The 26,606-nt window shown below is 72.5% G+C and carries 27 protein-coding genes and 2 pseudogenes; 8 read left to right on the plus strand and 21 right to left on the minus strand.

The features are described from left to right. Positions 1-523 precede the first annotated feature (523 nt). Positions 524-1,297 carry a CAP domain-containing protein gene (locus IF02_RS0104065; protein WP_030153832.1) on the plus strand — a complete coding sequence of 258 codons (774 nt, stop codon included), beginning with the start codon at positions 524-526 and terminating at the stop codon, positions 1,295-1,297. 76 nt (positions 1,298-1,373) lie between these two features. Here IF02_RS0104065 and IF02_RS0104070 read toward each other — a convergent pair whose 3' ends face one another. From IF02_RS0104070 to IF02_RS0104090, 5 genes are all read right to left on the minus strand, one after another. Then, complete coding sequence (locus IF02_RS0104070; protein WP_030153833.1) at positions 1,374-1,940, minus strand: DinB family protein; 567 nt, start codon at positions 1,938-1,940, stop codon at positions 1,374-1,376. Between the two features lie 50 nt (positions 1,941-1,990). Next, positions 1,991-2,434 (minus strand): iron chaperone, encoded by a 444-nt coding sequence (locus IF02_RS0104075; protein ID WP_030153834.1) that lies wholly within the window; start codon positions 2,432-2,434, stop codon positions 1,991-1,993. Positions 2,435-2,501: 67 nt separating this feature from the next. Then, positions 2,502-3,125, minus strand: coding sequence for a glyoxalase (locus IF02_RS0104080; protein ID WP_030153835.1), 624 nt, complete (start codon positions 3,123-3,125; stop codon positions 2,502-2,504). Beyond that, positions 3,122-3,535, minus strand: a complete 414-nt coding sequence (locus IF02_RS0104085; protein ID WP_051695671.1) for a helix-turn-helix transcriptional regulator — start codon at positions 3,533-3,535, stop codon at positions 3,122-3,124. Before IF02_RS0104085 ends, IF02_RS0104080 begins: the two co-directional genes overlap by 4 nt. Positions 3,536-3,566: 31 nt before the next feature. After that, positions 3,567-3,977, minus strand: coding sequence for a VOC family protein (locus IF02_RS0104090; RefSeq protein WP_030153837.1), 411 nt, complete (start codon positions 3,975-3,977; stop codon positions 3,567-3,569). Positions 3,978-4,349: 372 nt separating this feature from the next. Here IF02_RS0104090 and cseB point away from each other — a divergent pair, with 372 nt between their 5' ends. From cseB to IF02_RS0104115, 4 genes are all read left to right on the plus strand, one after another. Continuing rightward, positions 4,350-5,135 carry a two-component system response regulator CseB gene (cseB, locus tag IF02_RS0104100; protein ID WP_030153838.1) on the plus strand — a complete coding sequence of 262 codons (786 nt, stop codon included), beginning with the start codon at positions 4,350-4,352 and terminating at the stop codon, positions 5,133-5,135. A 5-nt stretch (positions 5,136-5,140) separates the two neighbouring features. Then, positions 5,141-6,439: a sensor histidine kinase gene (locus tag IF02_RS0104105; protein ID WP_030153839.1), complete on the plus strand. Its 1,299-nt coding sequence runs from the start codon at positions 5,141-5,143 to the stop codon at positions 6,437-6,439. Positions 6,440-6,602: 163 nt separating this feature from the next. Further along, positions 6,603-7,346 (plus strand): ABC transporter ATP-binding protein, encoded by a 744-nt coding sequence (locus tag IF02_RS0104110; RefSeq protein ID WP_030153840.1) that lies wholly within the window; start codon positions 6,603-6,605, stop codon positions 7,344-7,346. A 75-nt stretch (positions 7,347-7,421) separates the two neighbouring features. Beyond that, complete coding sequence (locus tag IF02_RS0104115; RefSeq protein ID WP_030153841.1) at positions 7,422-9,983, plus strand: ABC transporter permease; 2,562 nt, start codon at positions 7,422-7,424, stop codon at positions 9,981-9,983. Positions 9,984-10,067: 84 nt separating this feature from the next. Here the strand turns inward: IF02_RS0104115 and IF02_RS0104120 are convergent, their stop codons facing one another. The 5 genes from IF02_RS0104120 to IF02_RS0104140 form a co-directional block, all read right to left on the minus strand. After that, on the minus strand, positions 10,068-11,285 hold the full coding sequence (locus IF02_RS0104120; protein WP_051695676.1) for a cytochrome P450: 1,218 nt from the start codon (positions 11,283-11,285) through the stop codon (positions 10,068-10,070). After that, a complete protein-coding gene (locus IF02_RS0104125; protein WP_030153843.1) occupies positions 11,282-11,998 on the minus strand; it encodes a tRNA-dependent cyclodipeptide synthase in 717 nt (238 codons plus the stop codon). Before IF02_RS0104125 ends, IF02_RS0104120 begins: the two co-directional genes overlap by 4 nt. 256 nt (positions 11,999-12,254) lie before the next feature. Beyond that, complete coding sequence (locus tag IF02_RS0104130; RefSeq protein WP_030153844.1) at positions 12,255-12,491, minus strand: hypothetical protein; 237 nt, start codon at positions 12,489-12,491, stop codon at positions 12,255-12,257. 86 nt (positions 12,492-12,577) lie between these two features. After that, on the minus strand, positions 12,578-13,054 hold the full coding sequence (locus IF02_RS0104135; protein ID WP_030153845.1) for a DUF6328 family protein: 477 nt from the start codon (positions 13,052-13,054) through the stop codon (positions 12,578-12,580). Positions 13,055-13,144: 90 nt separating this feature from the next. Next, on the minus strand, positions 13,145-13,420 hold the full coding sequence (locus IF02_RS0104140; RefSeq protein ID WP_030153846.1) for an isoamylase early set domain-containing protein: 276 nt from the start codon (positions 13,418-13,420) through the stop codon (positions 13,145-13,147). Positions 13,421-13,688: 268 nt separating this feature from the next. Here IF02_RS0104140 and katG point away from each other — a divergent pair, with 268 nt between their 5' ends. Then, the gene (katG, locus tag IF02_RS0104145; protein WP_030153847.1) at positions 13,689-15,878 is read left to right on the plus strand and encodes a catalase/peroxidase HPI; all 2,190 of its coding nucleotides are present in this window, start codon (positions 13,689-13,691) and stop codon (positions 15,876-15,878) included. Positions 15,879-15,949: 71 nt separating this feature from the next. On the opposite strand, the gene IF02_RS35365 is transcribed toward katG, so the two are convergent. The 11 genes and pseudogenes from IF02_RS35365 to IF02_RS0104205 form a co-directional block, all read right to left on the minus strand. Beyond that, entirely contained in the window at positions 15,950-16,201 is a 252-nt protein-coding gene (locus IF02_RS35365) for a hypothetical protein (protein ID WP_051695678.1), read from the minus strand. A 107-nt stretch (positions 16,202-16,308) separates the two neighbouring features. Continuing rightward, a pseudogene (locus IF02_RS36060) lies at positions 16,309-16,515 on the minus strand (RNA polymerase sigma factor); the annotation flags it as partial. A 24-nt stretch (positions 16,516-16,539) separates the two neighbouring features. Then, positions 16,540-17,082 carry a carotenoid oxygenase family protein gene (locus tag IF02_RS35375; protein ID WP_324603749.1) on the minus strand — a complete coding sequence of 181 codons (543 nt, stop codon included), beginning with the start codon at positions 17,080-17,082 and terminating at the stop codon, positions 16,540-16,542. A 67-nt stretch (positions 17,083-17,149) separates the two neighbouring features. Continuing rightward, positions 17,150-17,407 (minus strand): annotated as a pseudogene (locus tag IF02_RS35380) (carotenoid oxygenase family protein); the annotation flags it as partial. Between the two features lie 129 nt (positions 17,408-17,536). After that, positions 17,537-18,232: an alpha/beta fold hydrolase gene (locus tag IF02_RS0104170; protein WP_030153851.1), complete on the minus strand. Its 696-nt coding sequence runs from the start codon at positions 18,230-18,232 to the stop codon at positions 17,537-17,539. Between the two features lie 514 nt (positions 18,233-18,746). Further along, positions 18,747-19,811: a pyridoxal-phosphate dependent enzyme gene (locus IF02_RS0104180; RefSeq protein ID WP_030153853.1), complete on the minus strand. Its 1,065-nt coding sequence runs from the start codon at positions 19,809-19,811 to the stop codon at positions 18,747-18,749. Next, complete coding sequence (locus IF02_RS0104185; RefSeq protein WP_051695683.1) at positions 19,732-20,739, minus strand: GHMP kinase; 1,008 nt, start codon at positions 20,737-20,739, stop codon at positions 19,732-19,734. The genes IF02_RS0104180 and IF02_RS0104185 overlap by 80 nt, the downstream gene beginning before the upstream one ends. Further along, positions 20,736-21,611 carry a Rossmann-like domain-containing protein gene (locus IF02_RS0104190; RefSeq protein WP_078621859.1) on the minus strand — a complete coding sequence of 292 codons (876 nt, stop codon included), beginning with the start codon at positions 21,609-21,611 and terminating at the stop codon, positions 20,736-20,738. Before IF02_RS0104190 ends, IF02_RS0104185 begins: the two co-directional genes overlap by 4 nt. Before the next feature lie 11 nt (positions 21,612-21,622). Further along, a complete protein-coding gene (locus tag IF02_RS0104195; protein ID WP_030153856.1) occupies positions 21,623-22,420 on the minus strand; it encodes an ABC transporter ATP-binding protein in 798 nt (265 codons plus the stop codon). Continuing rightward, on the minus strand, positions 22,417-23,460 hold the full coding sequence (locus tag IF02_RS0104200) for a FecCD family ABC transporter permease (RefSeq protein WP_030153857.1): 1,044 nt from the start codon (positions 23,458-23,460) through the stop codon (positions 22,417-22,419). The genes IF02_RS0104195 and IF02_RS0104200 overlap by 4 nt, the downstream gene beginning before the upstream one ends. Next, positions 23,450-24,472 (minus strand): ABC transporter substrate-binding protein, encoded by a 1,023-nt coding sequence (locus tag IF02_RS0104205; protein ID WP_030153858.1) that lies wholly within the window; start codon positions 24,470-24,472, stop codon positions 23,450-23,452. The genes IF02_RS0104200 and IF02_RS0104205 overlap by 11 nt, the downstream gene beginning before the upstream one ends. A gap of 153 nt (positions 24,473-24,625) precedes the next feature. Between IF02_RS0104205 and IF02_RS0104210 the strand changes: the two genes are divergently transcribed. Continuing rightward, a complete protein-coding gene (locus tag IF02_RS0104210) occupies positions 24,626-25,903 on the plus strand; it encodes an MFS transporter (RefSeq protein WP_030153859.1) in 1,278 nt (425 codons plus the stop codon). Between the two features lie 87 nt (positions 25,904-25,990). Continuing rightward, complete coding sequence (locus IF02_RS0104215; protein ID WP_030153860.1) at positions 25,991-26,542, plus strand: GNAT family N-acetyltransferase; 552 nt, start codon at positions 25,991-25,993, stop codon at positions 26,540-26,542. Positions 26,543-26,606 lie beyond the last annotated feature (64 nt).

The raw sequence follows: 26,606 nt of genomic DNA on the forward strand, positions 1-26,606 counted from the left end.
TCCCCATCACCGCAACCGCCACCGACACCACCACGGCAACCGCCACCACCACCTTCCCCCTCACCATCAACTGGTTCTGATCAGCGGCGGCCGGGGGCGGGTGCGCACCACCCGCCCCCGAAACCCCGCTTGGTTCCACGCGAAACAGTGACATGCATCACCACGGGACAACTGATCACGGAAGCATTACGTCCGTTCACCCTTCCCCGACATGTCGATATTTGTCCCACTCGAATCGACATTCCCCTCTTCGCCCGACATGGGTATCGCACGCAAGGGCGCCGTCTGCGGCAACTTGCCACGTCACGACCATGTCTGATGGTGGATCCCGATCTCACGCGGCCGGCCGGCCACCCGGTCAGCACGACTGTCCGCCCTTTTCAAGCCCGGCGTCCGGCCCTGCTCCGCCGCCCGGCGGCGAGACTTGCCAGCCCGTTCCGGGGCTTCTAAGAATGGCGGCCCGGCCCCCGCGCTCCAGCAGCTCAGGCGCAGGACGCATCGCAGAAACCACGTGAGGTCACGCATGCACAAGCACCGCAAGAAGACGCACTACAAGAAAATAACCATCGCCGCCGTCACCCTGGGCCTCGTGGGAATACCCACGGCCGCCATGGCATGCCTGCACACCAATGAGGCAGGTGGGGCGAAGGCCGGCGGCAGGCACGGCATGCGCCCCTCCCACAGCGTCCCCTCCCCCACCGAGTCGATCCTGACCCTGACGGAACCGACGGACGCCCCCCTCCCGGTCGAGACGGCGACGGCCACGCCGGCCGCGCAGACCACGCAGGCCCCGGAGCCGACCCAGCCGGCCGCCGAGCCGACGCAGCAGCCTCCCGCGGCGAAGCCCGCGCGCCCTGCCCCGGCGAAGCCGACGGCTCCGCCCACCGCGCAGCAGCCGACCACCCCGACCGGTACGGCCTCCGGCCCGGCGGCCGAGGTGGTGGCCCTCGTGAACAAGGAGCGCGCCAAGGTCGGCTGCTCGGCGCTGACCGTCAATCCGAAGCTGACGGCCGCCGCGCTGAACCACAGCCAGGACATGGCCGCGCACTCCAACATGTCGCACACCGGCTCCGACGGCTCGGACCCGGGCGAGCGCATCACCCGCAGCGGCTTCAGCTGGATGACGTACGGCGAGAACGTCGCGTACGGCTACAGCACGCCCGAGCAGGTCATGACCGGCTGGATGAACAGCCCCGGGCACCGCGAGAACATCCTCAACTGTGCCTTCAAGGAGATCGGCGTCGGCCTCGCGCAGCCGAACTCCTACTGGACGCAGGACTTCGGCACGGCCCGCTGACCGACCCTGCCGACGGTTCGCGGCGACACCTCCACCCCCTGCCGGCCGGAGGTGTCGCCGGGCCGGGGAGCGAGCGCTACTGGCCCACCCGGCCGTCGACGCACTCGCGCAACAGGTCGGCCTGCCCGCAGTGCCGGGCGTACTCCTCGATGCGGTGCACCATCAGCTCCCGGATCGCGATCCCGTCCTTCCCCACCCGCTCGCCCAGATCCGGGTGCTCGGCCAGCGCGGCGTCGGTCGCGGCCTGCTCGCGCTCCAGATCGGCGTGGGCGGCATCGACCACGGCCTGCTCGGCGACGGCTCCGTGGAAGTCCGCGTCCTTCGCGCCGTACAGTTTCGGCACCGGTTCACCGTCGGTGATCCAGTTCCGCCAGTCCCGTTCCGCCTCGGCGAGGTGCCTCAGCAGGCCGAGCAGCGACATCGTCGAGGGCGGAACCGACCGGCGGGCCAGCTGCTCCGCGTCCAGTCCCTCGCACTTCATCCGCAGGGTCAGGCGGTAGTTCGCCAGGAAGTCCTGCAGCGTCGCGAGCTCGCCCTCCGGGCTGTTCTCGTTGTTGCGGGGGTCGTCGTCCGGGTCGGCCCACATGTCGGGGTAGACGGTTGCCTCGGTCCATCGCTCGGGTTGATCGCTCATGCGGCGCATGTTCGTACGCAACAGCCCTGGTGCGCCACTGAATTCACTTGACGGCTGCCTCAGCTCACCGCGCGCTTGACGAGTGCGCCGATCCGCGCCTCGTCGTCGGGCGTCAGCTCGGTCAGGGCGTAGGCGGCCGGCCACATCGTGCCGTCGTCGAGCTTCGCCAGGTCGCTGAAGCCGAGGGTGGCGTACCTCGTCTTGAACTTCTGCGCGCTCTGGAAGAAGCAGACGACCTTGCCGTCCCTCGCGTAGGCGGGCATGCCGTACCAGAGCTTCGGCGTGAGCTCCGGCGCGTTGGCCTTGACGATGTCGTGGATGCGCTCGGCGATGACGCGGTCCGCGTCCGGCATGTCGGCGATCTTGGCCCGCACCTCGCCGTCCCCGTCCGCCTTGGCCGCCCGCGAGCCGCGGCGCGCGGTGGCCTTCAGCTCACTGGCACGCTCCTTCATCGCGTCCCGCTCCTCGGCCGTGAATCCGTCGTACTTCTCCGTGCTCGCCATGACGGGCGTCCTCTCTCATACGGGTCGTGGAAACTGATCGGTCGGTCGCCGGTGGGTCGGCGGCAGGTCAGGGCGCGGGCGTCAGCGACGCGGCCTCCCAGGCGAAGCCGTCCGGGTCGGCGAAGGCACCGGCGTCGCCGCCGAGCACGAGCCGGTGCGATCCCGTGCCGTCGGCGGGGACGCCGAGGTCCTTGGCGAGGGCGCGGCGCCCGTACAGCGCCAGCTTGACCCCGCCCGTCGGGGCCTGGAACTGGACGTACTTGCTGCCGAAGCTCTTCTCCACGGCGAGTCCGCGGCCGACGTAGAACCGCTTGCTCGCGGTCACGTCCGCGGATCCCAGCAGCAGCACCACCTCGTCGAACTGCAGAGGGGCCGGGCCGCTGTCCTTCTTCTGCGACGTGGCGACCTTCCAGATCGTCCCGTCCGGTGCCTGTACGACGCCGCCGTAGCCCCAGAAGGACTTGGCGGCCGGCTTCAGCGGCGTGGCACCGGCGTCGAGGGCGGCGCCGATGAAGCCGTTGACGACGGACGGCTGGGACACGGTGAGCGAGAGCGCGAACCCGCGGAAGCCGGTCGTCGGTGCCTGCGAGGCGCGCAGGCGGACCTGGGCGCCCAGACCGAAGGCGGTGTAGAAGCGGTCGGCGGCCGTGGGGTCGGCCACCTCGAGGGTGACGGATGCGATGGAGTTCATGTCCTTGACGCTAGTTGCGGCGGGGCGGCCGGTGCTTCTCGATTCCTGACCGGTCCGTAGGCGCTCGGCGGTACGCCGACCAGCTCGGTGAAGCGGGTGCCGAAGGTGCCGGGCGAAGGGCAGCCGACCGCGGAGCAGACCTCGGTGACGCCGAGGTCGCCCCGGCGCAGCAGCGCCGCCGCACGTTCGATGCGGCGCGCCACCAGATAGCCGTACGGCGACTGCCCGTACGCGAGCCGGAACTCCCGGCTGAGGTGCCCGGCCGCCATGCCGGCGCCGCGCGCGAGTGCCTCGACGTCCAGCGGCTGCGCGTACTCCCGGTCGATCCGGTCGCGGACGCGGCGCAGTCGGGCGAAATCCTTCAGGCGCTGCGCCTCGGTGAGTGCGCGCCCCCACGCGGGATTGCACATACGGGAACCCCCTCTGTTTCGGTGCCGCGGCTCAGCGGAGTTCTTGGATGCGGATCAGGTTGCCCGCGGGGTCGCGGAAGGCGCAGTCGCGGACGCCGTACGGCTGCTCGGTCGGTTCCTGGACGACCTCGGCGTCGCCGGCCTGGATCTTCTCGAAGGTGGCGTCGAGGTCCCCGGTGGCCAGCAGGATCCAGCCGTACGTGCCCTTGGCCATCATCTCGACGACGGTGCGGCGCTCGTCGTCGGTGATGCCGGGGTCGGCGGCCGGGGGCGCCAGGAGGATGGACGTGCCGGGCTGGCCGACGGGGCCGACGGTGATCCAGCGCATCTTGCCGTGCCCGACGTCGCTGCGGACCTCGAACCCGAGGGTGTCGCGGTAGAAGGCCAGCGCGGCCTCCGGGTCGTCGTGCGGCAGGAAGCTCGTGTGAATGGTGATGTCCATGACCAACACGGTAGTTGGGGGGCCAGGCCCCGCGCTTCTCCGTTCCTGATCCGTCCGCCGGTCACTTTCCGACGGTGTTCATCAGGATGATCGCCGCGAGGTCGGCGAGGATGACGAAGAGGATGCCGAAGATCGCGATCCAGGCCCGGCGTGATTCGTCCATGCGTTTCAGTCAAGCCCCACGGCCCCGGAGCGGCAACCAGAGTGCCTCCGGGGCGGGTTTTGTATCCGCCGCGTATCAGCGAGCGCGTGGTTGCCCATCGAAGCGCGAGACCGGGTCGGCGGGGCCGTCGCCGCGCCCGCCACCTGCCGTATCGTTCCTTTTCGGGTCGCCCGCCGCCCCCGCCCGTCCGCCCCACAGGAGTCCTCCCCGTGTCCTCGTCCGCGCCCTCCCCGGCCTCTCCGCGCCCCGTGCGCGTCTTGCTGGTGGAGGACGACGAGCTGATGCGCCGCTCCTTCACGGTCGCCCTCGAACGCTACGGCTACCGGGTGGAGGCCGCGGCCGACGGGCTCGCGGGGCTGGAGCTCTTCCGTGACGGCGACCGTGGCAGCAGCGACAACGGCAGCAGCAGCGGCGACAACGGCTTCGACCTGCTGATTCTCGACGTGATGCTGCCCGGCCTGGACGGCATCGGCCTGTGCCGCAGGGTCCGGGAGACCAGCCTCGTGCCGATCCTGATGATGTCCGCCCGCGGCGACGGGCTCGACATCGTGGCCGGTCTGGAGGCCGGGGCGGACGACTACGTCGTCAAGCCCGTGGACACCTACGTACTCGTGGCCCGCATCCGCTCGCTGCTGCGGCGGGCGACGTACGCGCCCTCGGCCGCCGGAGCCGGGCGCACCGCGGGCGAGGAGCCGGCCCCCTCCGAGGGGAACCTGCTGGTCTTCGGGGACCTGACCCTCGACACCGGCGGCCTGGAAGTCTTCGTCTCCGGAAGCCCGGTGGCGCTGACCCCGACCGAGCTGAAGCTGCTGCTGGAGTTCGCCGCCCACCCGGGCGTCGTACTGGAGCGGCACACCCTGCTGCGCAACGTCTGGGAGTACGGCTGGGACGGCGACAGCCGGGTCGTGGACCTGTGCGTGCAGCGGCTGCGCCGGAAGCTCGGCCGGGACCGGATCGAGACGGTCCGCGGCTTCGGCTACAAGCTCAGGCGCTGAGACCGGTGCGCCCGTACCGCCGACTCCCCCGCCCGTACCGCCGACTCCCCCGGCCGGACCGCGTCTCCCTGCGCTGGAAGATCGCCGCGCTGGCCGCGGCCACCGCCTGCCTCGTCGCGGCGGCCGTCGGCGTGCTCGTCCACCTGTGGACCGCGAGCGACATCCGCAGCCGGGCCGAGATGCGGGCGTTCAACGGCGTGTACGCGGCCATGGAGACGTACCGGCGCACCGGGACGCTGGTGGACGGTGCCGAGCTCGATCCCGCCGGGCTGCCCCTCGTACTGGACCACCCGGCGGACGGCGACCGGCACACGGCCTACGACGGGCACGTGGACAACAACGTCGGGCCGAGCGTCTGGGCCGCCCAGCGGGTCGGCGGCCCGGGCAGCCCGGTGCTGGCCGTCCAGGTCAGCATGAACTCGGAGCTTTACGACCTGCGCCGGCTCGACATGAGCGTGACGGTGGCCTCCCTCGTCTCGCTCGCGGCCGCCGTGCCCCTGGCGGCCTACGGGGCCGGGCTGCTGGGCCGCCGGCTGCGGCGGGTCTCCGAGACGGCCGGGCGGATCTCCGCCGGTGACCTGGACGCCCGTACCGGGCCCACCAAGGGCGGCGACGAGGTGGCCGACATCGCCGCCACCGTCGACCTCATGGCCGACAGCCTCGGCCGGCGGCTGCGGACCGAGCGCCAGTTCACTGCGGACGTGGCCCACGAGCTGCGCACCCCGGTCGGCGGTCTGCTGGCCGCCACCGATCTGCTGCCGCCCGGTGAGACGGAGGACCTGGTCAGGGGCCGCGTACGCGATCTGCGCGGGCTGGTCGAGGACCTGCTGGAGATCTCCCGGCTGGACGCGGGCGCGGAGCATCCCGTCCGCGCCCGTGTGCCGCTCGGCGCGGTCGTCCGCGAGGCCGTGGCCCGCACCGGGTTCGACGCGCCGGTCACCGTGACCGAAGCTGCGGGGACGGCGGCCGCCGAGACCGGGGAGACCGTAGAAACCGATCCGCGCCGCCTCGAGCGGATCGTCGGCAACCTCGTCGTCAACGCCCACCGGCACGGCGCGACCCCGGTCGAGGTCACCGTCGAGGGCCGTACCGTCGTCGTACGCGACCACGGCCCCGGCTTCCCTCCCGACCTGCTGCGCGACGGTCCGCGCCGCTTCCACACGGGCGCGGCCGAGCGCGGCTCGGGCCACGGCCTGGGCCTGACCATCGCCCTGGGCCAGGCCCGGGTCCTCGGCGCCGAGCTGCGCCTGGCCAACGGCCCTGACGGCGGCGCCGTCGCCACCCTGCGCCTGCCGCCGTCCTGACGGGCCCGCCCCGCTACGCAACCGATACGAAGCGACGCGGACGCCGATACACGGCGGCCCGGGTCCCGATACACGTCCCGGACACCCTTCGAAGTGCATCTACCCGCACCGAAGAGGAGTCCCCGTGACCGCCGCACCCTTTGACGCCCTCGCGCCGCACCCCATGACCGGGTTCGCTGCGGCCACCAGCGACCTGTCGAAGGTCTACGGCAGCGGCGACACCCGCGTCGTCGCGCTGGACCGTGTCAGCATCGCCTTCCGGGAGGGTGAGTTCACCGCGATCATGGGCCCTTCCGGCTGCGGCAAGTCCACCCTGATGCACTGCGCCGCCGGCCTCGACTCGGTCAGCTCCGGCTCCGTACGCATCGGCACCACCGAGCTGAGCGGCCTGGGCGACCGGCAGCTCACCGAGCTGCGCCGCGACCGGATCGGCTTCATCTTCCAGGCCTTCAACCTGCTGCCGACGCTGACCGCGCTGGAGAACATCACGCTGCCGCTCAGCATCGCCGGCCGCCGCCCCGACCGGCAGTGGCTGGACCGCGTGGTCTCCATGGTCGGCCTCTCCCAGCGGCTCGGCCACCGGCCCGGACAGCTGTCCGGCGGGCAGCAGCAGCGCGTGGCGGTGGCCCGCGCCCTGGCCTCCCGGCCCGCGATCGTCTTCGGCGACGAGCCCACCGGCAACCTCGACTCCCGAGCCGGGGCCGAGGTCCTCGGCTTCCTGCGCGACTCCGTGCGCGAGCTCGGCCAGACCGTGGTCATGGTGACCCACGACCCGGTCGCAGCCGGCTATGCCGACCGCGTGGTCTTCCTCTCGGACGGCCGACTGGTCGACGAGATGTCCCGTCCCACCCCGGACCGGGTCCTGGACCGGATGAAGGCGTTCGACGCCCGCTCCCGCACCAGCTGACCCACGTCTCCCTCCCCCGGCCCCCGGATCCCGGCCCTCCGGCTCCACGTACGCCCACGTCCCCGAAAGCTGCCCATGCTGAGAACAGCCCTGCGCAACGTCCTGGCGAACAAGGCCCGTCTGGTCATGACCGTCCTCGCGGTATGCCTCGGTGTCGCATTCGTCTGCGGCACCCTGGTCTTCGCGGAATCCTCCGCAGCGGCCTACCGCGCCGCCGCGTCGAAGGACTTCGCGGACATCGCGGTGAGCGTGACCCCGAAGTACGCCCCTCCCGGGGCCGCCGAGGAGAAGGCCGGACCGCTCGACGACGCGCTCGTCCGGAAGCTGGCCGAAGTGCCCGGCGTCGCCGCCGCGCGGCCCGCGGCCGACGGCTCGGCCACCCTGAACGGCGCGGACGGCCGTCCGCTGCGGGCCGGCAAGGCGTGGTCGAACCTGGCCGCCGCCTACGTGCCCGGCAAGGACGGCAAGGACGACCGCCATCCGCTCGTCGAGGGCCGCGCCCCGCGCAGCGGCGGGGAACTCGCCGTGGACAGCGGCACCGCGGCGGCCGGCGGGTTCGGAATCGGCGACACGGTCACGCTGGCCACCGACGGCCCGGTCCTGAAGAAGCGGCTCGTGGGCATCGTCAAGACCAGGGACTCGCGGGTGACGGCCGGAGGCACCCTCGCCGTGTTCGACAAGGCGACCGCCCAGGAGCTGTTCGCGTCCCCGGGCCGGTACACGTCGATCGACGTGTCCGCCGAACCCGGCACCGACGAGTTCAAGCTCGCCGAGCGGATCACCGCGCTGCTCCCGGCCGACCGGGCCGAGGCCGTCACCGGCACCGCCCAGGCGACCCAGCAGGCCACCTACACCGACACCCTGACCCGCGGGTACCAGAAGATGCCGATGATCTTCGCCGGGGTCTCGCTGTTCATCGGCTCCTTCCTCATCGTCAACACCTTCACCATGCTCGTCGCCCGGCGCACCCGGGAGATCGCGCTGCTGCGGGCGATCGGCTCCTCGCGCCGCCAGGTGGTCCGCTCCATCCTCTGGGAGGCCGTCCTGATCGGCCTGGTCTCGTCGGCGGCCGGCTTCGTGCTCGGCCTCGGCATCGCCTCCGTACTGCCCGGCCTCCTGAGCACCTCGCAGGACACCCTGCCCGACGGCCCCCTGGTGATCGGCCCGCTGCCCGTCGTGGCGGCGCTCGGCGTGGGCGTCGGCGTCACGGTGCTCGCCGCGTGGCTGCCGTCCCGCAAGGCGGCGAAGGTCGCGCCCATCGAGGCGCTGCGCGCCGGTGAGCAGCCGCCCACCGCGACCGCGTCCCGGGTCCGCGGTGGGGTGGGACTGGTCCTGCTCGCCGCCGGGGCCGGGCTGCTGGTCTCGCTCACGGGGGCGAAGGACGCCTCGGAGGAGAACCTGCGGACCGCGATGTCCGGCTGCGCCCTGCTCATCGTCGCCCTGATCGTGCTGGCGCCGCTGCTCGCCGTCCCCGTGATCCGGCTGGCCGGACGGCTGACCGGCCGGTTCGGGATCACCGGGCACCTCGCCCGCGAGAACGCGCTGCGCGATCCTCGCCGTACCGCGGCCACCGCCTCCGCCCTGATCGTCAGTACGGCGCTGGTCGCCGGGCTCGCCGTCATCGGCAACTCCACCGGGCAGGCCCTGGACCGGCAGGCCGCGGCCGGCCTCGGCGCCGACTACGTGATCGGCAGCCGCAGCGCCATGACCGCCATCGACCCGGGCACCGAGAAGCGGGTGGCCGGCGCCCCCGGGGTGAGGACGGCGGCGGGCATCGCGGACTCCACCCTCTTCACCGGCGGCGCCGTCCGCAAGATCGCCGGCGTCGACCCCGCCACCGTGCACGACGTCATGAAGCTCGACTTCGTCAGCGGCTCCCTGAAGGAGCTCGGACCGGGCCGCATCGCGCTCTCCGCCGCCGTCGCCCGCGAGGAGGGCGTGAGCGCGGGCAGCCAGGTCAAGGCCCGCATCGGCCGCAACCAGGAGTTCACGCAGTACACCGTCGTCGGCGTCTACGAGGACAACCCCACCGCCGGGGACGTGCTGGGCTCGCGCGCCGACGTACAGCGGGACAGCTTCCTGCCCGACTCCGTCCAGCGGATCCTCGTCCGCGCCGACGGCGCCGCGGTCTCGAAGACCACCGAGGACCGGCTGCGCGCCGCCGCGGGCAACAGCCCGCTGGTGCAGGTGAAGGACCGGCAGGCACTCGTCGACGAGGCCGCCGGTTCCCTGTCCGACCTGCTGACCCTGATGTACGGGCTGCTCGCCATCGGCACCGTGATCTCGCTGCTCGGCATCGCCAACACCCTGGCCATGTCGGTCGCGGACCGCACCCGCGAGATCGGTGTCCTGCGGGCCATCGGGATGGACCGCGCCGGGATCCGGCGGATGATCCGGCTGGAGTCGGTGACCGTCGCCGCCTTCGGCACGCTGCTGGGCCTGGCGGGCGGGCTGGCCGGGGCCTGGGCGGTCGGGTCGCTGACCAACGGCGCCATGAAGCAGTACTCCCTGGCGCTGCCCTGGGGGACGCTGCTCCTCGTCTGCCTGGTGTCCCTGACGATCGGCGTGCTCGCGGCCGCCGTACCGGCCCGCCGCGCGGCCTCCCTGAGCCCGCTGGAGGCCGTGGCGGAGAGGTGACGGACGGACGTGCCGAGGGCCGGGCTGGTCAGACCCGGCCCTCGGCGCCGTACGCTCAGTTCCCCCGCACGCTCCCGCGCAGGCTCACCAGAGCACGGGCATCCGCTCCGGGATCCGCTTCATGAACCCGGTGCGCCAGACGAGTTGCTCGATCGGCACGGCCAGGTCCAGGCCGGGCAGCCGCTCCAGGAGCACCTCGATGGCGATCTGTGCGTGCCGCTTGCCCAGGGCGGTGGCGGGGCAGTAGTGGCCGCCTCCGCCGAACGACAGGTGCGCGTTCGGGTTCGGCCGGTCGAGGCGTACGGTGTGCGGGTCCTCGAACTCGGCGGGGTCGTGGTTCGCGGCCTCGACCAGGACGAGGACCAACTCCCCCTTCTGTACGGTGGCATCGCCGAGCTGCATGGTCTCGGTGGCGATGCGGGGCAGTCCGTCGGCGATCGACAGGTTGATGCGCAGCAACTCGTCGACGGCGGCGGGGATGAGCGCCGGGTCGGCGATCAACTCCGCCTTGAGCTCGGGGTGTTGGATGAGCGAGACGAGTGCCATGGTGAGGAATCCCATGACGCTGATGACGCCCGCGCCGAACATCGTGACGCCGACGGTGGCGAGCATCTCGTCGGTCAGGTGCGCGTAGTCGGGGTCGCTGCGCAGGGCGGCGAGTTCGGCCATGAGGCCCGTCGTCGCCGGGTCGTCGAGCCGGTCGACCATGTGGCCCATGTCGCGGTCCCAGTTGATGCCCGCCGCGGGGATGGCGCGGGGGCTGTTCATGAACGCGACGTGCAGCGACCGGTAGAGGTCGGGGCCGTCGCTCTGCGGGATGCCGAGGATGTGGCAGTGCAGCCCGGTGGAGTACGGGACGGTGAAGTCGCGGCGCAGGTCGGCCGGCACGCCGGTGGCGACGAGCTGGTCGACGAGTGCGTGCGCGTGGCCGATCAGCCACTCCTCCAGCCCGGGGGCCTTCGGGTTGAGGGCCTTCATCACGGCCTTGCGCAGCCCGGCGCCCGTGATGTTCCCCATGTTGTTGACCACCTCCGGGGGGATGGTCAGCGCGTACTGGCGGGGCGCCCCCTCGGCGGAGGTGTCCTTGAGGGAGAACCGGGGGTCGTCGAGTACCTGCCTGCACAGTCGATAGGAGGACACCAGCCAGGCTTCCGCCCCGGCTATGGTGCGCACCTTCTTGACCGGCTCGTCGGTGAGGAGGTGTGCGATCTCGTCGGGCAGTCGCGTGCCGTTGGCGTCGAACGGGAACCGGGTGAGCTCGCCGGCCGCGGCCGCCGGTGTGGGGTCGATCGTGGTGGTCATGCGCGGCGGTCCTGTCCTTCGGGTTCTTCGGCGGGGGTGATGACGGCGTGGCCCTGATTGCGCGAGGCGCGCAGACCCCAGCCCCGTGCGTACAGCAGCTCGGCCAACGGCAGTGCCTGGTGGTAGCAGTTGAGCGAGGAGGAGACCCCGAGGATGGCCGGGGTGTCGAGGAACAGCGGTACTTCGGCGCACACGTACTTGATGCACACCTGACGCTGCAGCTCGGTGGGCGGTCGGCCTTCCAGCTTGTCGGCGAGGAACCGCGCCGCGAGTTGGTCGCACACCTCGCGGAACTCGGGGTCGTCGGCCATGAGGGTGTCGAGTCCGGAGCGGATGCGCTGGTAGGCGGGGAGCTCCAGGAGCGCGGACATCGGGCGGCCGCGCAGCCGCTCCCCTTCGGGGTCGAGCGTGGCGACGGCGGCGGTGACCTTGGCCCGTACGCCGCGGAGGTTCTTCACCGCCTTGCGCTGCGCTTCGACCTCGGGGTAGCCGAGGGCCACGAACATCTCGGCCACGTGCATGTCGGTCCAGATGAGGTCGACTTCTCGGAAGTGGTCGAGCCCCCACCGGGCGAGTTCGAGCACGCGGTCGTGGGTGAAGTAGGAGTTCCCCGACGAGATGCCGATGACGGCATGGTCGCCCTCGTCGTGGATGACCTGGCAGTGAGGAGTGTAGGGACGGACGGCGAAGATGCCTTGAATGGCAGTCGTCAACGTGAGTAATTCCCCTGCGCCGCAAGTCCCGTCAGGGCCGAGTGCCCTGGGTGTGGCGGCGCGAGCAAGACGCTAGCCGAGAACAGGCGCGATGATCCAGAGCTACCGACCGGTTACTCTACGGATTTATGCCGCACAAGCTGTGTGATCGCACAATCCACCCCGTCGGCAGATCCCCCAGACCGCCCCGGAATCACCCCGCCGACGCTCGCCGCCGCCTCGTGGGCCGGTGATTCCCGAGGATGATTCCCTAGGATCAGCCGTGGTACTTCCCGCGCTCCTCGTGGGGGATCTCGCGGACCGGTCCGGGGCCCTTCTTCGGGACCTCTCCCGGCCTGTCGAGACGACTCGCCTCGTCGGTGTCCGCCGCCCGGACGGCGTGCTCGTCCTTGCCGGGCCCGGTCCGTTCGACGTGCGGGGCGCGGCGCCGTTCCTCGTCGCCGTGGCCGTGGCCGTGCAGGGGAACGCCTCCGGCGCCACCTTGGTCTTCCATGACGGGTCACTCCTCGTAAGCCTCGTACGTCCCCCGGGGCGCGCCTGCCCGCCCACTGACGCGGGAAACCTGCGCCGCCCCGTCCCTCACCCGTTCCTGGCGCTGCTGCGCAGGAGCATGCTCGGCATGACCAGCCAGCAGATCGCGAACCAGCCCGTGACGCAGGCCGTCACCGGCCAGGCGATCCAGTGCGCGGTGGCGACCCGCAGCAGGAGCAGCACCGAGAGGGTCACGGTCAGCGCGAGGAGCACGATGCCGATGGAGACCAGACGGCCCGCCGCCCGGACCAGTTGCGGCTTGAGGTGGTGTCCGGACAGGAGCTGGTGGTACGCGACCGGGGCGATCATGGTCCCGGTGGCCAGGGCGCCCACCGCCACCGTGACGACGTACAGGCCCCGGTCGAAAGGGCCGAGCTGCGCGAAGCGGGGGGTGAAGGCGACGCTGAGCAGGAAGCCGAAGAGGATCTGGGCCCCGGTCTGGGCGACGCGGACCTCTTGGAGCGTCTCGTTCCAGCGGCGATCGGCCCGTTCCGCCGGGGTCTCGTCCCGATCGTCGTCTCGCATGGGCGCGGTCCTCCTCCGCGTAGGGCCCCGGACCCGAGGTGGTGCCCGCCCTGGCCGTGTGGGCAGGGCGGGCAGCGCCCGGGGGTGGGATCAGGTCTGCAGGCGGCAGTTGGGGCCGTCCTGGCCGTCGGCGCCCTCGTCGTTGAACCAGTAGTCCCCTGCCGCGAGGTAGCGGAAGGAGTGGGTGACCTTCGCCGGGAGCGCCACCGTCACGGCACGTGTCCCGTCGGGGCGGGATTCGAGGACGTGGGAGCCGGGCTGCCAGCCGTTGAACGTCCCCACCACGCTGACCGGTCCGGGCGGGTCCCCGTCGGGCAGCACGAAGGTGACCTCGGTGGCGTTCTTGCGACGCTGTCTCTCGAGCACGAACAACTCCTTCTCACTGTCGGGAGGGGGCCATCCTGACGGCCCGGCCCGTCCCCGACCGGCGACCCGCCGCACGGCGGGACACGTCACCCGTCCGGGCCGATCGCGTTCATCCGAAAACCCGCCTTTTCCCGAATTCCTCAGCGTCCGGAAGAGTTCTGCGTGTTCTCGTGGCGGCGCGGTCCGCGGTGCGCGACCATACGGACGCCCAGCAGTCAGCAGCAGAGCAGAAGCAGCAGAAGACACCGAGACAGGAAGAAGGGCGGACGTGTCCGGCAGCGAAAGCGAGAACCCAGCAATTCCCTCCCCGACCCCCGCGCCGAATCGCCCAAGGACGAACCGGGACTGGTGGCCGAATCAGCTGGACCTTCAAGTCCTCCACCAGCATTCTCCGCTGTCCGATCCGATGGGCGAGGACTTCGACTACGCGAAGGAGTTCGCGACCCTCGATGTCGACGCGCTGAAACGGGACGTCTTCGAGGTGATGACGGAGTCCCAGGAGTGGTGGCCCGCCGACTACGGCCACTACGGGCCGCTGTTCATCCGGATGAGCTGGCACGCCGCGGGTACGTACCGCATCGCCGACGGCCGGGGCGGTGGCGGCGCCGGCTCCCAGCGCTTCGCCCCCCTCAACAGCTGGCCGGACAACGCGAGCCTGGACAAGGCACGCCGTTTGCTCTGGCCGGTCAAACAGAAGTACGGACCGAAGATCTCCTGGGCCGACCTTCTGATTTTCGCCGGGAACTGCGCCATCGAATCCATGGGGCTCAAGACGTTCGGATTCGGATTCGGACGCAAGGACACCTGGGAACCCGAGGAAATCTTCTGGGGGCCCGAGGACACCTGGCTCGGCGACGAGCGCTACAGCGGCGAAAGGGACCTCACCGGTCCTTTCGGCGCCGTGCAGATGGGATTGATCTACGTCAATCCGGAGGGGCCGAACGGAAATCCGGATCCGGTGGCCGCCGCCCGGGACATTCGCGAGACGTTCTCGCGCATGGCGATGGACGACGAGGAGACGCTCGCGCTCATCGTCGGCGGCCATACGTTCGGAAAGTGCCACGGCGCCGTCGACCCCGCCTACATCGGTCCGGAACCCGAGGCGGCTCCCATCGAGCAGCAGGGAATCGGCTGGACGAACACGTACGGCACCGGCACCGGCGTCGACGCGCTCACGAGCGGGCTCGAAGGCGCGTGGACCACGGCGCCGACGAAGTGGGACAACGGGTACCTGGACAACCTGTTCGGCTACGACTGGGAGCTGACCACCAGCCCCGCCGGGGCCAACCAGTGGACTCCCACGGACCCGGCGGCCCAGGGCACGGTGCCCGACGCGCACGACCCGTCGAAGCGGCACGCTCCGATGATGCTGACGACGGACCTCGCGCTGAAGGTCGATCCGATCTACGCGCCGATCGCGAAGCGCTTCCACGAGAACCCCGACCAGCTCGCGCTGGCCTTCGCCAAGGCCTGGTACAAGCTGCTGCACCGCGACATGGGCCCCCTCCCCCGCTACCTCGGCCCGTGGGTCGCCGAGCCGCAGCTGTGGCAGGACCCCGTCCCCCCGGTCGATCACCCGCTGGTCTCGGACGCGGACGTCGCCGCACTCAAGGCCAGGATCCTCGCCTCGGGACGGTCCGTCCCCCAACTGGTCACCACCGCTTGGGCGTCGGCGGCGAGCTTCCGCGGCACCGACAAGCGGGGCGGGGCCAACGGGGCCCGGATCCGGCTCGCGCCGCAACGGGACTGGGAGAGCAATGCCCTGCCCGAGGTGGGCGAGGTGGTGGGGACCCTCGAAGAGATCCAGCGGGAGTTCAACGCCTCGGCGACGGGCGGAACGAAGGTGTCGCTCGCCGACCTGATCGTCCTGGGCGGATGCGCGGCGGTCGAGCAGGCCGCGAAGAACGCCGGGTACGACGTCACGGTCCCGTTCACGCCGGGGCGTACGGACGCCTCGCAGGAGCAGACCGACGTGGAGGCGTTCGCGGTGCTCGAACCCGGGGCCGACGGGTTCCGCAACTACCTCCGGCAGGGGGAGAAGCTCGCGCCGGAGACCCTCCTGCTGGACCGCGCCAACCTGTTGAACCTCACCGCTCCCGAGATGACGGTCCTGATCGGCGGCATGCGCGCGCTGAACACCGGCTTCGGGCGGTCCGCGCACGGCGTCTTCACCGACCGGCCGGAGACGTTGACCAACGACTTCTTCGTCAACCTGCTCGACATGGGCACGGAGTGGAAGGCGTCGGCCACGGCCGAGAACGTGTTCGAGGGGCGCGATCGGGCCACGGGCGAGGTCAAGTGGACGGCCACCGCCGTCGACCTCGTCTTCGGTTCGCACTCGCAGCTGCGGGCCCTGTCGGAGGTCTACGCGTCCCAGGGCGCGGGTGAGAAGTTCGTACGCGACTTCGTGTCCGCGTGGGACAAGGTGATGAACCTCGACCGGTTCGACATCCGCTGACCCAAGGGCCGGGGCCCTGGCGGCCCTGGCCCGACGGCCCGGTCGGCCGCCCCCGGCCGACCGGGCCGTCCTCAGCGCGCCGCCACCGGGAAGACCACGCGCAGGCTCTGGACGCGTCCGTTGCGGCGGAGCATGAGCCAGGCGAGGGACGGCGGGCAGGGGTCGTCGATGCCGACGGGGTTGGTGACGTCCATTTCCCAGATGGTGATGTCGCGACTGGCCACGACATGGGGCACGTGCTGGCGCACCCCCTTGTCCAGGGCCCGGCGCATGACCGGGACGGGACGGATGCGCTCTCCGGTCCGGCCGAGGACACCGACCATCTCGGTCTCCGCCGGCCACAGCTCGCATATCTCCCGGGGCAGGGCAGGCGCGTGCGGGAGGCGTTGCGCACGATCGCCCGCAGCCACGCCCCCACGGCCGCGGGGTCCCGTACGTCGCCGATGCGGCGCAGTGCGGTCAGCGCCGCGTCCTGTACGGCGTCCTCCGCGTCGGGCCCGTAGCCCAGCAGGCTCAGCGCGACAGCGCGCATCGATGCCTGGTGGCGGGCCAGCAGGAGTCCGAGGGCTCGGGTCTCGCCCGCCTGGGCCCGGCGGGTGAGCTCCTCATCCGTGGGTGGATCGAGGGGGTGTGCCATGTCTGAACGCCTCCGTGGCGAGGGTCACGAACCTTGGGCGGGCTCCGGTGGCCAGCTTCCATGGAAACCCGCCGGCACGGGATGGGGAAGCTCCACCACGGCCTGGACCGAGAGGTCCGCGGCGTCCAGGACGAGCAGTTCCCCGGCCTCGCCGCCGTCGTCCGGGACGAGCGACAGGAGCCGGCCCTCGTCCTCGGCGGTGGCATCGGCCGCGCGGTCGTCCAGGGGGACTCCGTGACACGGCCGGTGGCCGGGTCGAGGGTCCGGCGGTGCAGGACGGCGAGGGCCTCGATGCGGCCCGGTTCCAGCGCGCCGGCCGGACCTGCCGGAGCCGCCGAAGCGGCCGGGCCCGCGGTCCCGCCGATGTCCGTCCAGGTCCTGCGGAACCCGGCGCCGTCGTAGCGCACCGCGTCCAGCACGATCCCGCCCCCGCGCGTCCTCGTGGGCGTTGCCGACGTGGAAGACGTAGCAGGGGTCGATGTCGTACCACCTCACCCCGGTGCTGCCGGGCGCGCGGGACATGACCCCGAGCCGCGCCCCGTACTCCTCGTCCCACCGGTACGGCATGCCGCCGCGCCGCGCCGAACAGCTGGAGTTCGCCCGTGCCGGGGTCCGCCTTGGGGTGGGCGGTCATCGCGGTGGTGAGCCGTCCGCCGAAGTCGTACGGGCCCACCGTCTCCAGCGAGGGCGAGACCCCGTGGGGAAGGCCCGCCTCGCACAGGGCGAGGACGGTGCCGGCGTGCCGGATCACGTGCGTGTTGGCCGGGGTCGCGGCGAGGTCGACGCTGAAGTCGGGGCGGATGAACGGATGCCCCTCCAGCTCCCGCGTGCGGATCGAGCGGTTGCGGTACCACTGCGCGCGTCCGTCGCCCAGCCGGATGCCGTGGAGCATGCCCGGGCCGCTTGTTGAGCCCCCTGCGGATCCCGCGGGGGCACGGGATCCGCGGGGGGACGGCGAAGAGCCGGTGGCACCGGAGCGGTTGCGGCCGCACGGCCGCCGCGGACCGGGCCGCGGGCGGGGCTACGTGGCCGAGGCGGCCTTCTTGATGAGCTCGGCGACCTCGCCGGGCTTGGACACGTACACGGCGTGGCTGCCGCCGGTCTCGGTGACCGTCGCGCCGGCCCGCTCGGCCATGGCGCGCTGCGCCGGCGGCGGGATCATGTGGTCGTCGGCGGCAACGAGGTAGAAGCTCGGCCTGGTGCGCCAGGCGGGGTCGCCGACCGTTCCGCCCAGGGCGTCCAGGCCCCAGGGCACTTGGGAGTCCGCCAGGAACCGGGCCTCGTCGGCGGGCAGGTCGCCGGCGAAGGAGGCGGCGAACTTCTCCCGGTCGAGGAAGAGGAACCCGCCGTCGGGCGGAAGGATCGGCGGAACGGGGGCTCCGGGCGGCGGGTCGGCGATCAGCGTGTTCACGGACTCGCCCTTGCCGGGGGCGAACGCCGCGACGTACACGAGCGCGGTCACGTTGTCGTGCCGGCCCGCCTCGGTGATCACAGCGCCGCCGTAGGAGTGGCCGACCAGTACGGTCGGGCCGTCCTGGGCGTCGAGTACCTGCCGGGTGGTGGCGACGTCGCCCTCGAGGGAGATCGTGGGGTTCTGGACGACGCTGACGCGGTAGCCGTCGGCGCGCAGCAGCTCGTACACCCCCTTCCAGCCCGATCCGTCGACGAATCCACCGTGGACGAGGACGACGTTCCTTGCCTCCGGGACAGTGCTCACGATGTGGTTGCTCCTTCGTGGTGTGGGTTGGGCGGGGCCTGGGCCAGGAGTCGCGCCCGGGCCCGGGCGGGGTGGACCTTGGTGAAGACGGCGGGGCCGACGAGGCCGGCGACGTGGGCGGCGATGCCCACCCAGGCGGGGGCGTCCAGCGCGCCGCAGACGGCCAGGCTGACGCCGATGAAGGTGAAGCCGGCGCCCCAGGCGGTGGCCGCCAGCCAGCCGAACGAGATGACGTCGGTGTGCTCCGCCAGCGCGCCAGTCGAACGACGAGGCGACGCCGGAGACGATCCAGGGGATGAATCCCCGCAGATAGCCCATTGAACTGTTCCTCCTGTAAGGGAACGGACGACTGCGGAGGGGTGTGGATCGGGAGTCGTCCAGTGACCGACGCCGACTGGACGCAGGGGGAACGCCGAAGTTCGAACGCGCGCATGTGACGCTCGTCACAGGCTAGCGGGTCCTCGCGCGGGGCCGTGGACGGTGCGACGGGCGGCGGGTCCACAAGGCTCACCGGTCAACCCCGGGCGGTCGAGCCTGCCGCCGCGGGCGCCGCCGCGTCCGCCGCCGGGGCCCGGTTCCAGCGCATCCGGCACCACGGGAGGGCCAGCTGCCCCTGGTCGGAGACCTCCCGCGGAGCGAGGTCCGTGATCGCGGCCGCCTCCCGGTGGCGGGCGTAGACGGTGTCGACGTACCGGTGCCCGGTGTCGGCGGCGATGAAGAGGACCGTCCGCTCGGGGGCGCGCTCGCGTTCGTGGCGGGCGGCGAGATAGCCGGCGCCGGTGGAGAGCCCCGCGAAGACCGCGTGCCGGCGCAGCAGGTCCACGCTGCCGGCCAGCGCCGCGTCGAAGGAGATCCAGTGCAGGGTGTCGTACAGCTCGTGCGAGACGTTGCCGAAGGGGATGGAGCTGCCGATCCCGGCGATGATGATCTCGGGGTCCACGACGTGCTCGGCGCCGAAGGTGAGGCTGCCGTACGGCTGGACCCCGACGAGTTCGACGTCGGCCGGGGCGGCCGCGGCCGCCCCGCGCAGGTAGCGGGCGAGGGCTCCGGTGGATGCCCCGGAGCCGACCCCGCCGACGACGGTGAGCCCGGCGGCGTCGCCGCTCCGGCCGACCGTCGCCTCCCGGATCCGGTCGGCGATCGCGCGGTAGCCGAGGTAGTGGACGTCGTCGTGGTACTGCCGCATCCAGTGGTACTCGGGGTGCGCGGCGAGGATCTCGTGGATCCGCTCCACCCGCCGCTTCTGGTCGAGCTTGAGGTCGCTGCACGGCTCCATCTGCTCCAGCGTCGCCCCGAGTACGGCGAGTTGGGTGCGCAGCGTGTGGTCCACCGTCGTGGAGCCGACGATGTGGCAGCGCATGCCGTACCGGTGACAGGCCAGGGCGAGGGCGTACGCGTAGATGCCGCTGGAGCTGTCCAGCAGGGTGTCCCCGCGGCGCACCGCCCCGGTGTCCAGCAGATGGCGCACCGCGGCGAGCGCGGAGACCACCTTCATGGTCTCAAAGCGCAGGCAGACGAGCCGGTCGTCGAGCCGTATCAGGTCCGGCCGGCCGATCGCCTCGGCGACGTGCTGGTCCATGCGGGAACTCCTCGCTGGTGGTCGTGAAGGTCGTGAAGGTCCGGGTGGCGGGGATGCCGTGGGCGTCGAGGGCGCGCAGGCAGCCGCGTACGCGGTGCCGCAGGCCGGGCGCGGCCGGGTCGAAGAGCACGCCCGCCACCGCGCCGCTGTGCGCGATCTGTACGCCGACCGCCCCGACGCGCCGGGAGATGCCGGCCAGCGCGTCGAACTCCGGGTGGCACAGGACCTGTTGGCCGCGCCGGGCGCTGGCGGTGGCGACCTCGCCGAGGAGCGGGGCGTCTGCGGTGGCCACCGCCCGGCGCAGCAGCGTGCGCAGCCGCTCGAAGGCCCGTACATCTCCGTCGCCGGGCTCCCGCACGGGCAGGGACAGGGTGTCCACGGGGGCGCCTCCGCCGAGGGCGCAGCCGACCACGACCAGCGGCGGCAGCGCCGGGCCGAGGGCTTCCAGCACCCGGCCCTCGCGCTGGGCGAACAGCACCGGTCGCCCGTCCCACATCAGTGGATCGCAGGCCAGTTCGGCCCGTACGGCCAGCCGGGCAACCGACTCGGGGGCCGGCCGCATCCCGTACGAGTCCGCGACGGCGCGTACGGTGGCGATCACATCGCTGGTGGAGCTGCCCATGCCCAGGCCCACCGGTATGTCGCTCGTGAGCCTCAACTCCCCGCCGCAGGGCCGCTGTCCGGTCCGTTCCGCGCACTGCGCCACCGCGAGGGCCGCGGCCCGTACCGCCTTCGTACGGTCGGCGGGTACGGCGGTGAGCGCCCCGGGCTCGGTACCGGGCCTGCGGACGAACTCGGCGCGGCTGCCCGGGCCGGGCATGGGCAGGGTGACCAGGCCGGCGCACCGGCGGCCGTCGGCGTCGAGGAAGACGCCCTGGAGGATCTCGCCGTGGTGGCAGGGGGCGTGTCCGGTGCCGGTGCGGATCACGCGGAGCTCGCCGTCCGGTAGCGGTACAGGACCGTCTCCTCGGCGCTGAACTGGGAGAACGGGAAGGGCTCCGCGGACAGGGCGCTCACGCCGGAGCCGAGGAAGGCGCGGGCGACGGCGCTGCCGGTCTGCGCGTAGACGATCAGCGGGATGCCGCGGGAGCGGCAGCGCTCCAGGACGGTGTCGAACGAGCCGTTGCTCAGGGTCATTCCGGTGGCGACGACGGCCTCGGCGCGCTCCAGCACCGCGTGCATGTCATCGGTGACGGGGTCGCCCCACTGGGTGGCCCTGAGGTTGAAGTCGCAGGGCAGCGGTTCGCCGCCGCGCTCGCGGATCGCCGCGACGAGTGGGTTGACGACGCCGATGAGGCCTACGCGGGCCCCTTCCTGGATGTCGAGCAGGCCGGCGATGGCCGTGTCGCGGGCCTTCGCGCGCATCTCGGGGGTGCCGGTGGGGAGCGCGACGGGCTCGGCGTCGCCCGCCGCCGCGGCCAGCCGGTGCGGGCGGGCCTCGGACAGGTACGCGTCGAGGGCGGCGATCCGCAGCGGACGCGGGGCTTCGCGCAGCAGGCGGTCGAGCGGAATGCCGGAGGAGTCGCGGCAGATCTCCGGGTCGATCTCGCCCGCCTCGAAGGCACAGCCGCCGAAGGAGCCGCCGAGGCGGACCAGGACGTACTGGTTGAGGTACGTGGTGTCGCCGCCGGCCAGTCGGGTGCCGTGGTGGATCCAGAACACGCTGGTGGCGACGAGCCCGGAGGGCAGCGGACCGTGTTCGCCGGCCAGGACGGCCTCGATGAGCCCGTCCACGGACGACGGTACGAGGGCGGGACCGGGGGCGGAGGCGGGACCGGGGACGGGGCTTGCGTGGTTCACAAGTCTCCTTTTCACAGGGTGGGTTGGGGTGATCGAAGCGGAGTGCCGAGCGGCCCGCGGTAGCTGACCGAGGGGTGGCCGAGCGGGTCCGTCGTGAGTGCGGCGTCGACCTCGAACACCTCGGCGAGCCGCTCGGCGGTGAGAACGGCGGCGGGGGTGCCGGAGGCCACCAGGCGGCCGTGGTGCAGGAGCAGCAGCCGGTCGCAGTACCGGGCGGCGAGCGACAGGTCGTGCAGCGCGACCAGGACCGTCCGCTCGCTCCCGGCCAGCAGCTCCATCAGTTCCAACTGGTGTTTGACGTCGAGGTGGTTGGTGGGCTCGTCGAGCACCAGCCCGTACGGCTGCTGCGCCAGCGCGCGGGCGATGTGGGCGCGCTGGCGCTCACCGCCCGACAGCGCCTTCCAGGACCGGCCGGCGAGCGCGGTCAGTCCGACCCGTTCCAGCGCATCGGCGACCACCGCCCGGTCGGCGGCGTCCGGTCCGCGCCAGCGGTCCCGGAACGGGGTCCGCCCCAGGCCCACGACCTCGGCGACCCGCAGGTCACTGTCGGAGCCCGAGTCCTGTGCGACGAAGGCGACGTGGCGGGCGATGCGCCGCGCGCTCCAGTCCCGTACGGACTCGCCGTCGTAGCGGACCGTACCCGCGTCGGGAGCCCGCAGGCCGGCCAGGCAGCGCAGCAGCGAGGACTTGCCCGAGCCGTTGGGGCCGAGCAGTGCGACCGTCTCGCCGGGCGCGATGTCCGCGCCGACCTCCCGTACGACCTGCGTGCCCGCCACCGACCAGCTGACGTTCTCGGCGGTGATCCTCACAGCTCACCCCGCTTGCGCAGCACGAGGAGGAAGAGCGGTACGCCGAGCAGAGCGGTGATCACGCCGACGGGTACCTCGCGGGGCGCGAAGGCGACCCTCGCGAGCGCGTCCGTCCACACCAGGAACACCGCGCCCGCGAGCGCCGCGTACGGGAGCAGCACCCGGTGCAGCGGCCCGACGAGGAACCGCACTCCGTGGGGGACGATCAGCCCGACGAAGCCGATGGCGCCGACGGTGGCCACCGCGACGGCGGTCAGCGCGGCGGTGACCACGAGCAGCAGCGTCCGCGTGTGCCGTACGCCGATGCCCAGGGACGCGGCGGTGTCGGTGCCGAACGCGAGCCCGTCGAGGGCGTTCGAGCACAGCCACGCCGCCAGCAGCCCCAGCGGGGTGACGATCGCGCAGACGGCGACGGTGTTCCAGCGGGCCGGCGCCATCGAGCCGAGCAGCCAGTGGGTGACGGCCCGCGTGGTGTCCGCGTCCGCCGAGGCCATCAGGACCAGCGAGGTCAGCGCGGTGAAGAGCTGGCCGACGACCACGCCGGTGAGGACGATACGGACGGAGTCCAGCCCGGTACGCCGCAGGAGCAGCAGGAGCAGGCCGAAGGAGAGCAGCGCGCCGGCGAGCGCGCCGCCGGTGGCTCCGAGCGTGCTCGCGCCGATCCCGAGGACGAGGACGGTGACGGCTCCCGCCGACGCGCCGGAGGAGACGCCGAGCAGGTAGGGGTCGGCGAGGGCGTTGCGGGTGACCGCCTGGAGCACCGTGCCGCACACGGCCAGCGAGGCGCCGACGAGGGCGGCCATCAGCACCCGCGGCAGCCGCAGGTCCCAGACGAGCGAGTCGACGAGCGGCGCCAACGGCGCCACGTCCAGGCCGAGATGGGCTCCGAGTACGCGGGCGAGACCGGTCCATCCGACGTCGGCGGCACCGAGGCGCACGGCAGCCGCCACCGAGCCCGCCAGCGCGCCAGCGGCGAGGAGCAGACGGAGCGCGTGGACCGTCCCGGCAGGACCCTTCCGGGTGGCCGGGTCAGCGGACATACCCGAGGTCCTTCATGCCGTTCGCCAGGAGCCCGAGGGCGTGCACGGAGCGCACGGACGGGTCCAGCTCGATGCCCGGCACCTCCAGGATCCTGCCGTCGCGGACCGCGGCCAGCTTCGAGACCACCGGGTGGCGGGCCAGTTCGGCGCGCTTCTCGGCGGCGCTGTCGCCGGGCCGCCCGCGCTCGGACAGATCGCCGATCACGAGGAAGTCCGGTTCCCGCTTGGCGACTTCCTCCCAGGTAACCTCCGGCCAGTCCTCGTCGACGTCGTCGAAGGCGTTCTGCGCGCCGACGATCCGGCTCATTTCACTGGGCAGGCCGCTCTTGCCCGCGACGTACGGCATTCCGTTGAAGACGGAGTAGAGGTAGACGACGGTCGGCCGGTCCGCGCCCCGGGGGACCTTCCCCGCGTTCTCCCCCGCCTTGGCGACCGCCGCGCGCTGGTCGGCGGCGAGCTTGTCGGCCCGCTCCCGGGCGCCGAAGAGCGTGCCCAGGTTCTCGTAGTCGGAGAAGAGCAGATCGAAGGGGGTGGCGCCGGCCGGGTTCTGCCGGGGGCAGTCCACGGCGCTGACGAAGGTGGGGACCTTGAGGGCGTCCAGCTCCTCGCGGGTGCCGGCGCGGTCCTTGGTGTAGAGGTCCGCCGAACCGGCGATGACGAAGTCGGGGGTGGCGGCGCGCAGTTGCTCACTGGTGGCGATCTTCGGGGCGATGACCGGGACCTTGGCGTACGCGGCCTCGTACTGTGCGGGGATCTTCGTCTTGAGGTTGGCGGTCCCCGCCATCCGGCCCTGGAGGCCGAGTTCGAGCAGGATCTCGGTCGAGGCCTGGTCCAGGGCGACGGTCCGCTGCGGCGGCGCGGCGACGGACACCTGACGGCCGCAGCTGGTGACGGAGACCGCGTCGGCGGCGGGCTCGCCGTCCGCCCGGGAACCTCCGCCGGCTGCCGTGGAGCAGCCGGCGGTGGCGAGGGCGAGGGTCAGGGCTATCCCGAGGCGGGCGGGGTGGCGCATGGAATCTCCGGTCTGGGAGGAAGGGCATGGGTGTGGTCGTGCACCGGGCGGGAGTGCCACGTTCGAAGAGTACTGTAATGGTATTCATTTTCATTAACGACATCCGGGGCCGGTTCGCCGAGCCGCTCCCCCACCTCCGAAGGAGCCCCACACGTGGCGACCACACCCGCGCCGACCGCGGCCAAGACCGCTGCCCCGCCCCCGCGTTCGGTCCTGCGCGACCCCGCGTTCCTGCGCCTGTGGGCGGGTACCACCGCCTCCGGGCTCGCGACCTGGGCGCTGCCGTTCGTCCTCGGGCTCGCGGTGCTCCACCGCGATCTCGGCGCCGCCGGCCTCGGCCTGGTCCTCGCCGCCCGCACCGCCGGCTTCCTCGCCGCCGTCGCCGTCGGCGGCGTACTGGCCGACCGGCACTCCCGCCGCGCGGTCGTGCTCTGGTCCGCCCTCGCGGCGGCGCTCGCCGCGCCCCTCCTCGCCGCCGGTCTCGGCCGCTCGCTCGTGCTGATGACGCTCGCCGCCGCCCTCGCCGGGGCCGGACAGGGCGCCTGCCGCCCGGCGTTCCAGGCGCTCACCGCCGAGACCGTCGAGCCCGGGCGCCGCCAGCAGGCCAACGCCGCCATGACCATGGCGGTCCGCGGCTCCACGCTCGCGGGACCCGCCCTGACCGCCCTGCTCGCGGCCTTCCTCGACGTACCGGCGCTGCTGCTGGGCATCGGCCTGCTCTGGCTGGTCGCCGCGCTGGTACCCGGCCAGGGCGGTGGCGCCACGGCCGCGGCCGTCGAGGAGTCGGCCGCGGAGCCCGCCCCGCGCGCCGGGTTCCGTACGGAGTTCCTGGAGGGCATACGCGAGGCGCGCCGCCACCCGTGGTTCCTCGCCGGACTCGCCGCCCTCGTCGCCGTCATCGCCCTCGGCTACTCCGCCACCAGCGTCGCGCTGCCGCTGATCAGCCGGGACCGCTACGGCACCGAGTGGGTGCTGGCCGCGGCCATGACCGCGTACACCGTCGGCGCGCTCGGCGGGGCCCTGGCCATCGCCCGGTGGCGGCCGCGCTCCCCGGGCTGGGCGGCCCTCGCCGGGCTGGCGGCGTACGGCCTCGCCCCGCTGAGCCTGATGGTGCCGGTCCACCCGGTGGTGGTCGTCGCCGCGTACGCCGTCGCCGGGATCGGCATCGAACTGTTCAACGTGCCCTGGTTCACGGCCACCCAGCGCGAGGTCGCCCCGGACAAGCTGGCCCGCGTCTCCTCGCTGGACTTCCTGGTGTCGTACGGTCTGGCGCCCGTCGGGCTCGCGCTGATCGCCCCCGCCATCGACGCCTTCGGGGCAACGGCGGTACTGGGCGGCTGCGCCGCCGCGTGCTTCCTCGTACCGGCAGCGGCGGCGCTGGTGCCCACCGCGCGCCACTTCGGCCGGCCGGGCGCGGCGACGACGGACTGATCGACGCCGTTCACGGCGGGCCCCGGCCGGCCCTCGCCCGGCCGGGGCCCGGCCCGCGTCGATCCCGCATCTGGCAAGCTGCGGTACATGACCGCGTCGCAACCAGTCGATTTCGCGCAGATCACCCGAGCGCGGGAGCTGCCCGCCGAACTCCGGGAGCAGCTCGTCGACTGCTGGGTACGGGTCATCAACGCCGGGGGCGCCGTCATCCCCCGGGAACTCCCCATGCCGCCGGTGAACACCGGCCAGGCCGACCCGGCCCTGGGCCTGCTCGTCGGCGCGCTCGATCCGCGCCGCGCCAGGATGCTGATCGCCACGGTCGGCGGGAAGCTGGCGGGGTGGCTGATCGTGCGCCGTGACCCGCATCCGCTCGTCGCGCACTGCGGCGCCGTCAACCACGTCATGACCCACCCCGACTTCCGCGGCAGCGGCATCGGTACGGCGCTGATGCACCGGGTCCGCGAACTCGCCCGGCAGGAAATGGGGCTGGAGCAGCTGCACATCGCCGTCCGGGCCGGGCTGGGGCTCGAGGAGTTCTACGGCCGTCTGGGCTGGCGCGAGATCGGGCGCTGGCCCGGCGGTCTGCGGGTCTCGCCCGGCGACGACCGCGACGAGATCCTCATGTACCTGGCGCTCTGACGGCACCGTCGCATTTCGGCCAACTCCCGTCAGCACGCGTCCAAACCATGCCAGCAGGGCATGA

Source organism: Streptomyces sp. NRRL S-244 (assembly GCF_000717915.1).
Lineage (GTDB): Bacteria > Actinomycetota > Actinomycetes > Streptomycetales > Streptomycetaceae > Streptomyces.

What these genes read in the sequence shown, in the direction of transcription:
- IF02_RS0104135 (WP_030153845.1), bottom strand. Translation starts at nt 13,054, where the DNA reads ATGCGAGACGACGATCGGGACGAGACCCCGGCGGAACGGGCCGATCGC.
- IF02_RS35365 (WP_051695678.1), bottom strand. Translation starts at nt 16,201, where the DNA reads ATGGTCGGTGTCCTCGGCCGGACCGGAGAGCGCATCCGTCCCGTCCCG.
- IF02_RS0104065 (WP_030153832.1), top strand. Translation starts at nt 524, where the DNA reads ATGCACAAGCACCGCAAGAAGACGCACTACAAGAAAATAACCATCGCC.
- IF02_RS35375 (WP_324603749.1), bottom strand. Translation starts at nt 17,082, where the DNA reads ATGCCGTACCGGTGGGACGAGGAGTACGGGGCGCGGCTCGGGGTCATG.
- IF02_RS0104070 (WP_030153833.1), bottom strand. Translation starts at nt 1,940, where the DNA reads ATGCGCCGCATGAGCGATCAACCCGAGCGATGGACCGAGGCAACCGTC.
- IF02_RS0104085 (WP_051695671.1), bottom strand. Translation starts at nt 3,535, where the DNA reads ATGTGCAATCCCGCGTGGGGGCGCGCACTCACCGAGGCGCAGCGCCTG.
- IF02_RS0104130 (WP_030153844.1), bottom strand. Translation starts at nt 12,491, where the DNA reads ATGGAAGACCAAGGTGGCGCCGGAGGCGTTCCCCTGCACGGCCACGGC.
- IF02_RS0104120 (WP_051695676.1), bottom strand. Translation starts at nt 11,285, where the DNA reads ATGACCACCACGATCGACCCCACACCGGCGGCCGCGGCCGGCGAGCTC.
- IF02_RS0104200 (WP_030153857.1), bottom strand. Translation starts at nt 23,460, where the DNA reads ATGTCCGCTGACCCGGCCACCCGGAAGGGTCCTGCCGGGACGGTCCAC.
- IF02_RS0104115 (WP_030153841.1), top strand. Translation starts at nt 7,422, where the DNA reads ATGCTGAGAACAGCCCTGCGCAACGTCCTGGCGAACAAGGCCCGTCTG.
- IF02_RS0104075 (WP_030153834.1), bottom strand. Translation starts at nt 2,434, where the DNA reads ATGGCGAGCACGGAGAAGTACGACGGATTCACGGCCGAGGAGCGGGAC.
- IF02_RS0104215 (WP_030153860.1), top strand. Translation starts at nt 25,991, where the DNA reads ATGACCGCGTCGCAACCAGTCGATTTCGCGCAGATCACCCGAGCGCGG.
- IF02_RS0104090 (WP_030153837.1), bottom strand. Translation starts at nt 3,977, where the DNA reads ATGGACATCACCATTCACACGAGCTTCCTGCCGCACGACGACCCGGAG.
- IF02_RS0104180 (WP_030153853.1), bottom strand. Translation starts at nt 19,811, where the DNA reads ATGGACCAGCACGTCGCCGAGGCGATCGGCCGGCCGGACCTGATACGG.
- IF02_RS0104205 (WP_030153858.1), bottom strand. Translation starts at nt 24,472, where the DNA reads ATGCGCCACCCCGCCCGCCTCGGGATAGCCCTGACCCTCGCCCTCGCC.
- IF02_RS0104080 (WP_030153835.1), bottom strand. Translation starts at nt 3,125, where the DNA reads ATGAACTCCATCGCATCCGTCACCCTCGAGGTGGCCGACCCCACGGCC.
- IF02_RS0104110 (WP_030153840.1), top strand. Translation starts at nt 6,603, where the DNA reads ATGACCGGGTTCGCTGCGGCCACCAGCGACCTGTCGAAGGTCTACGGC.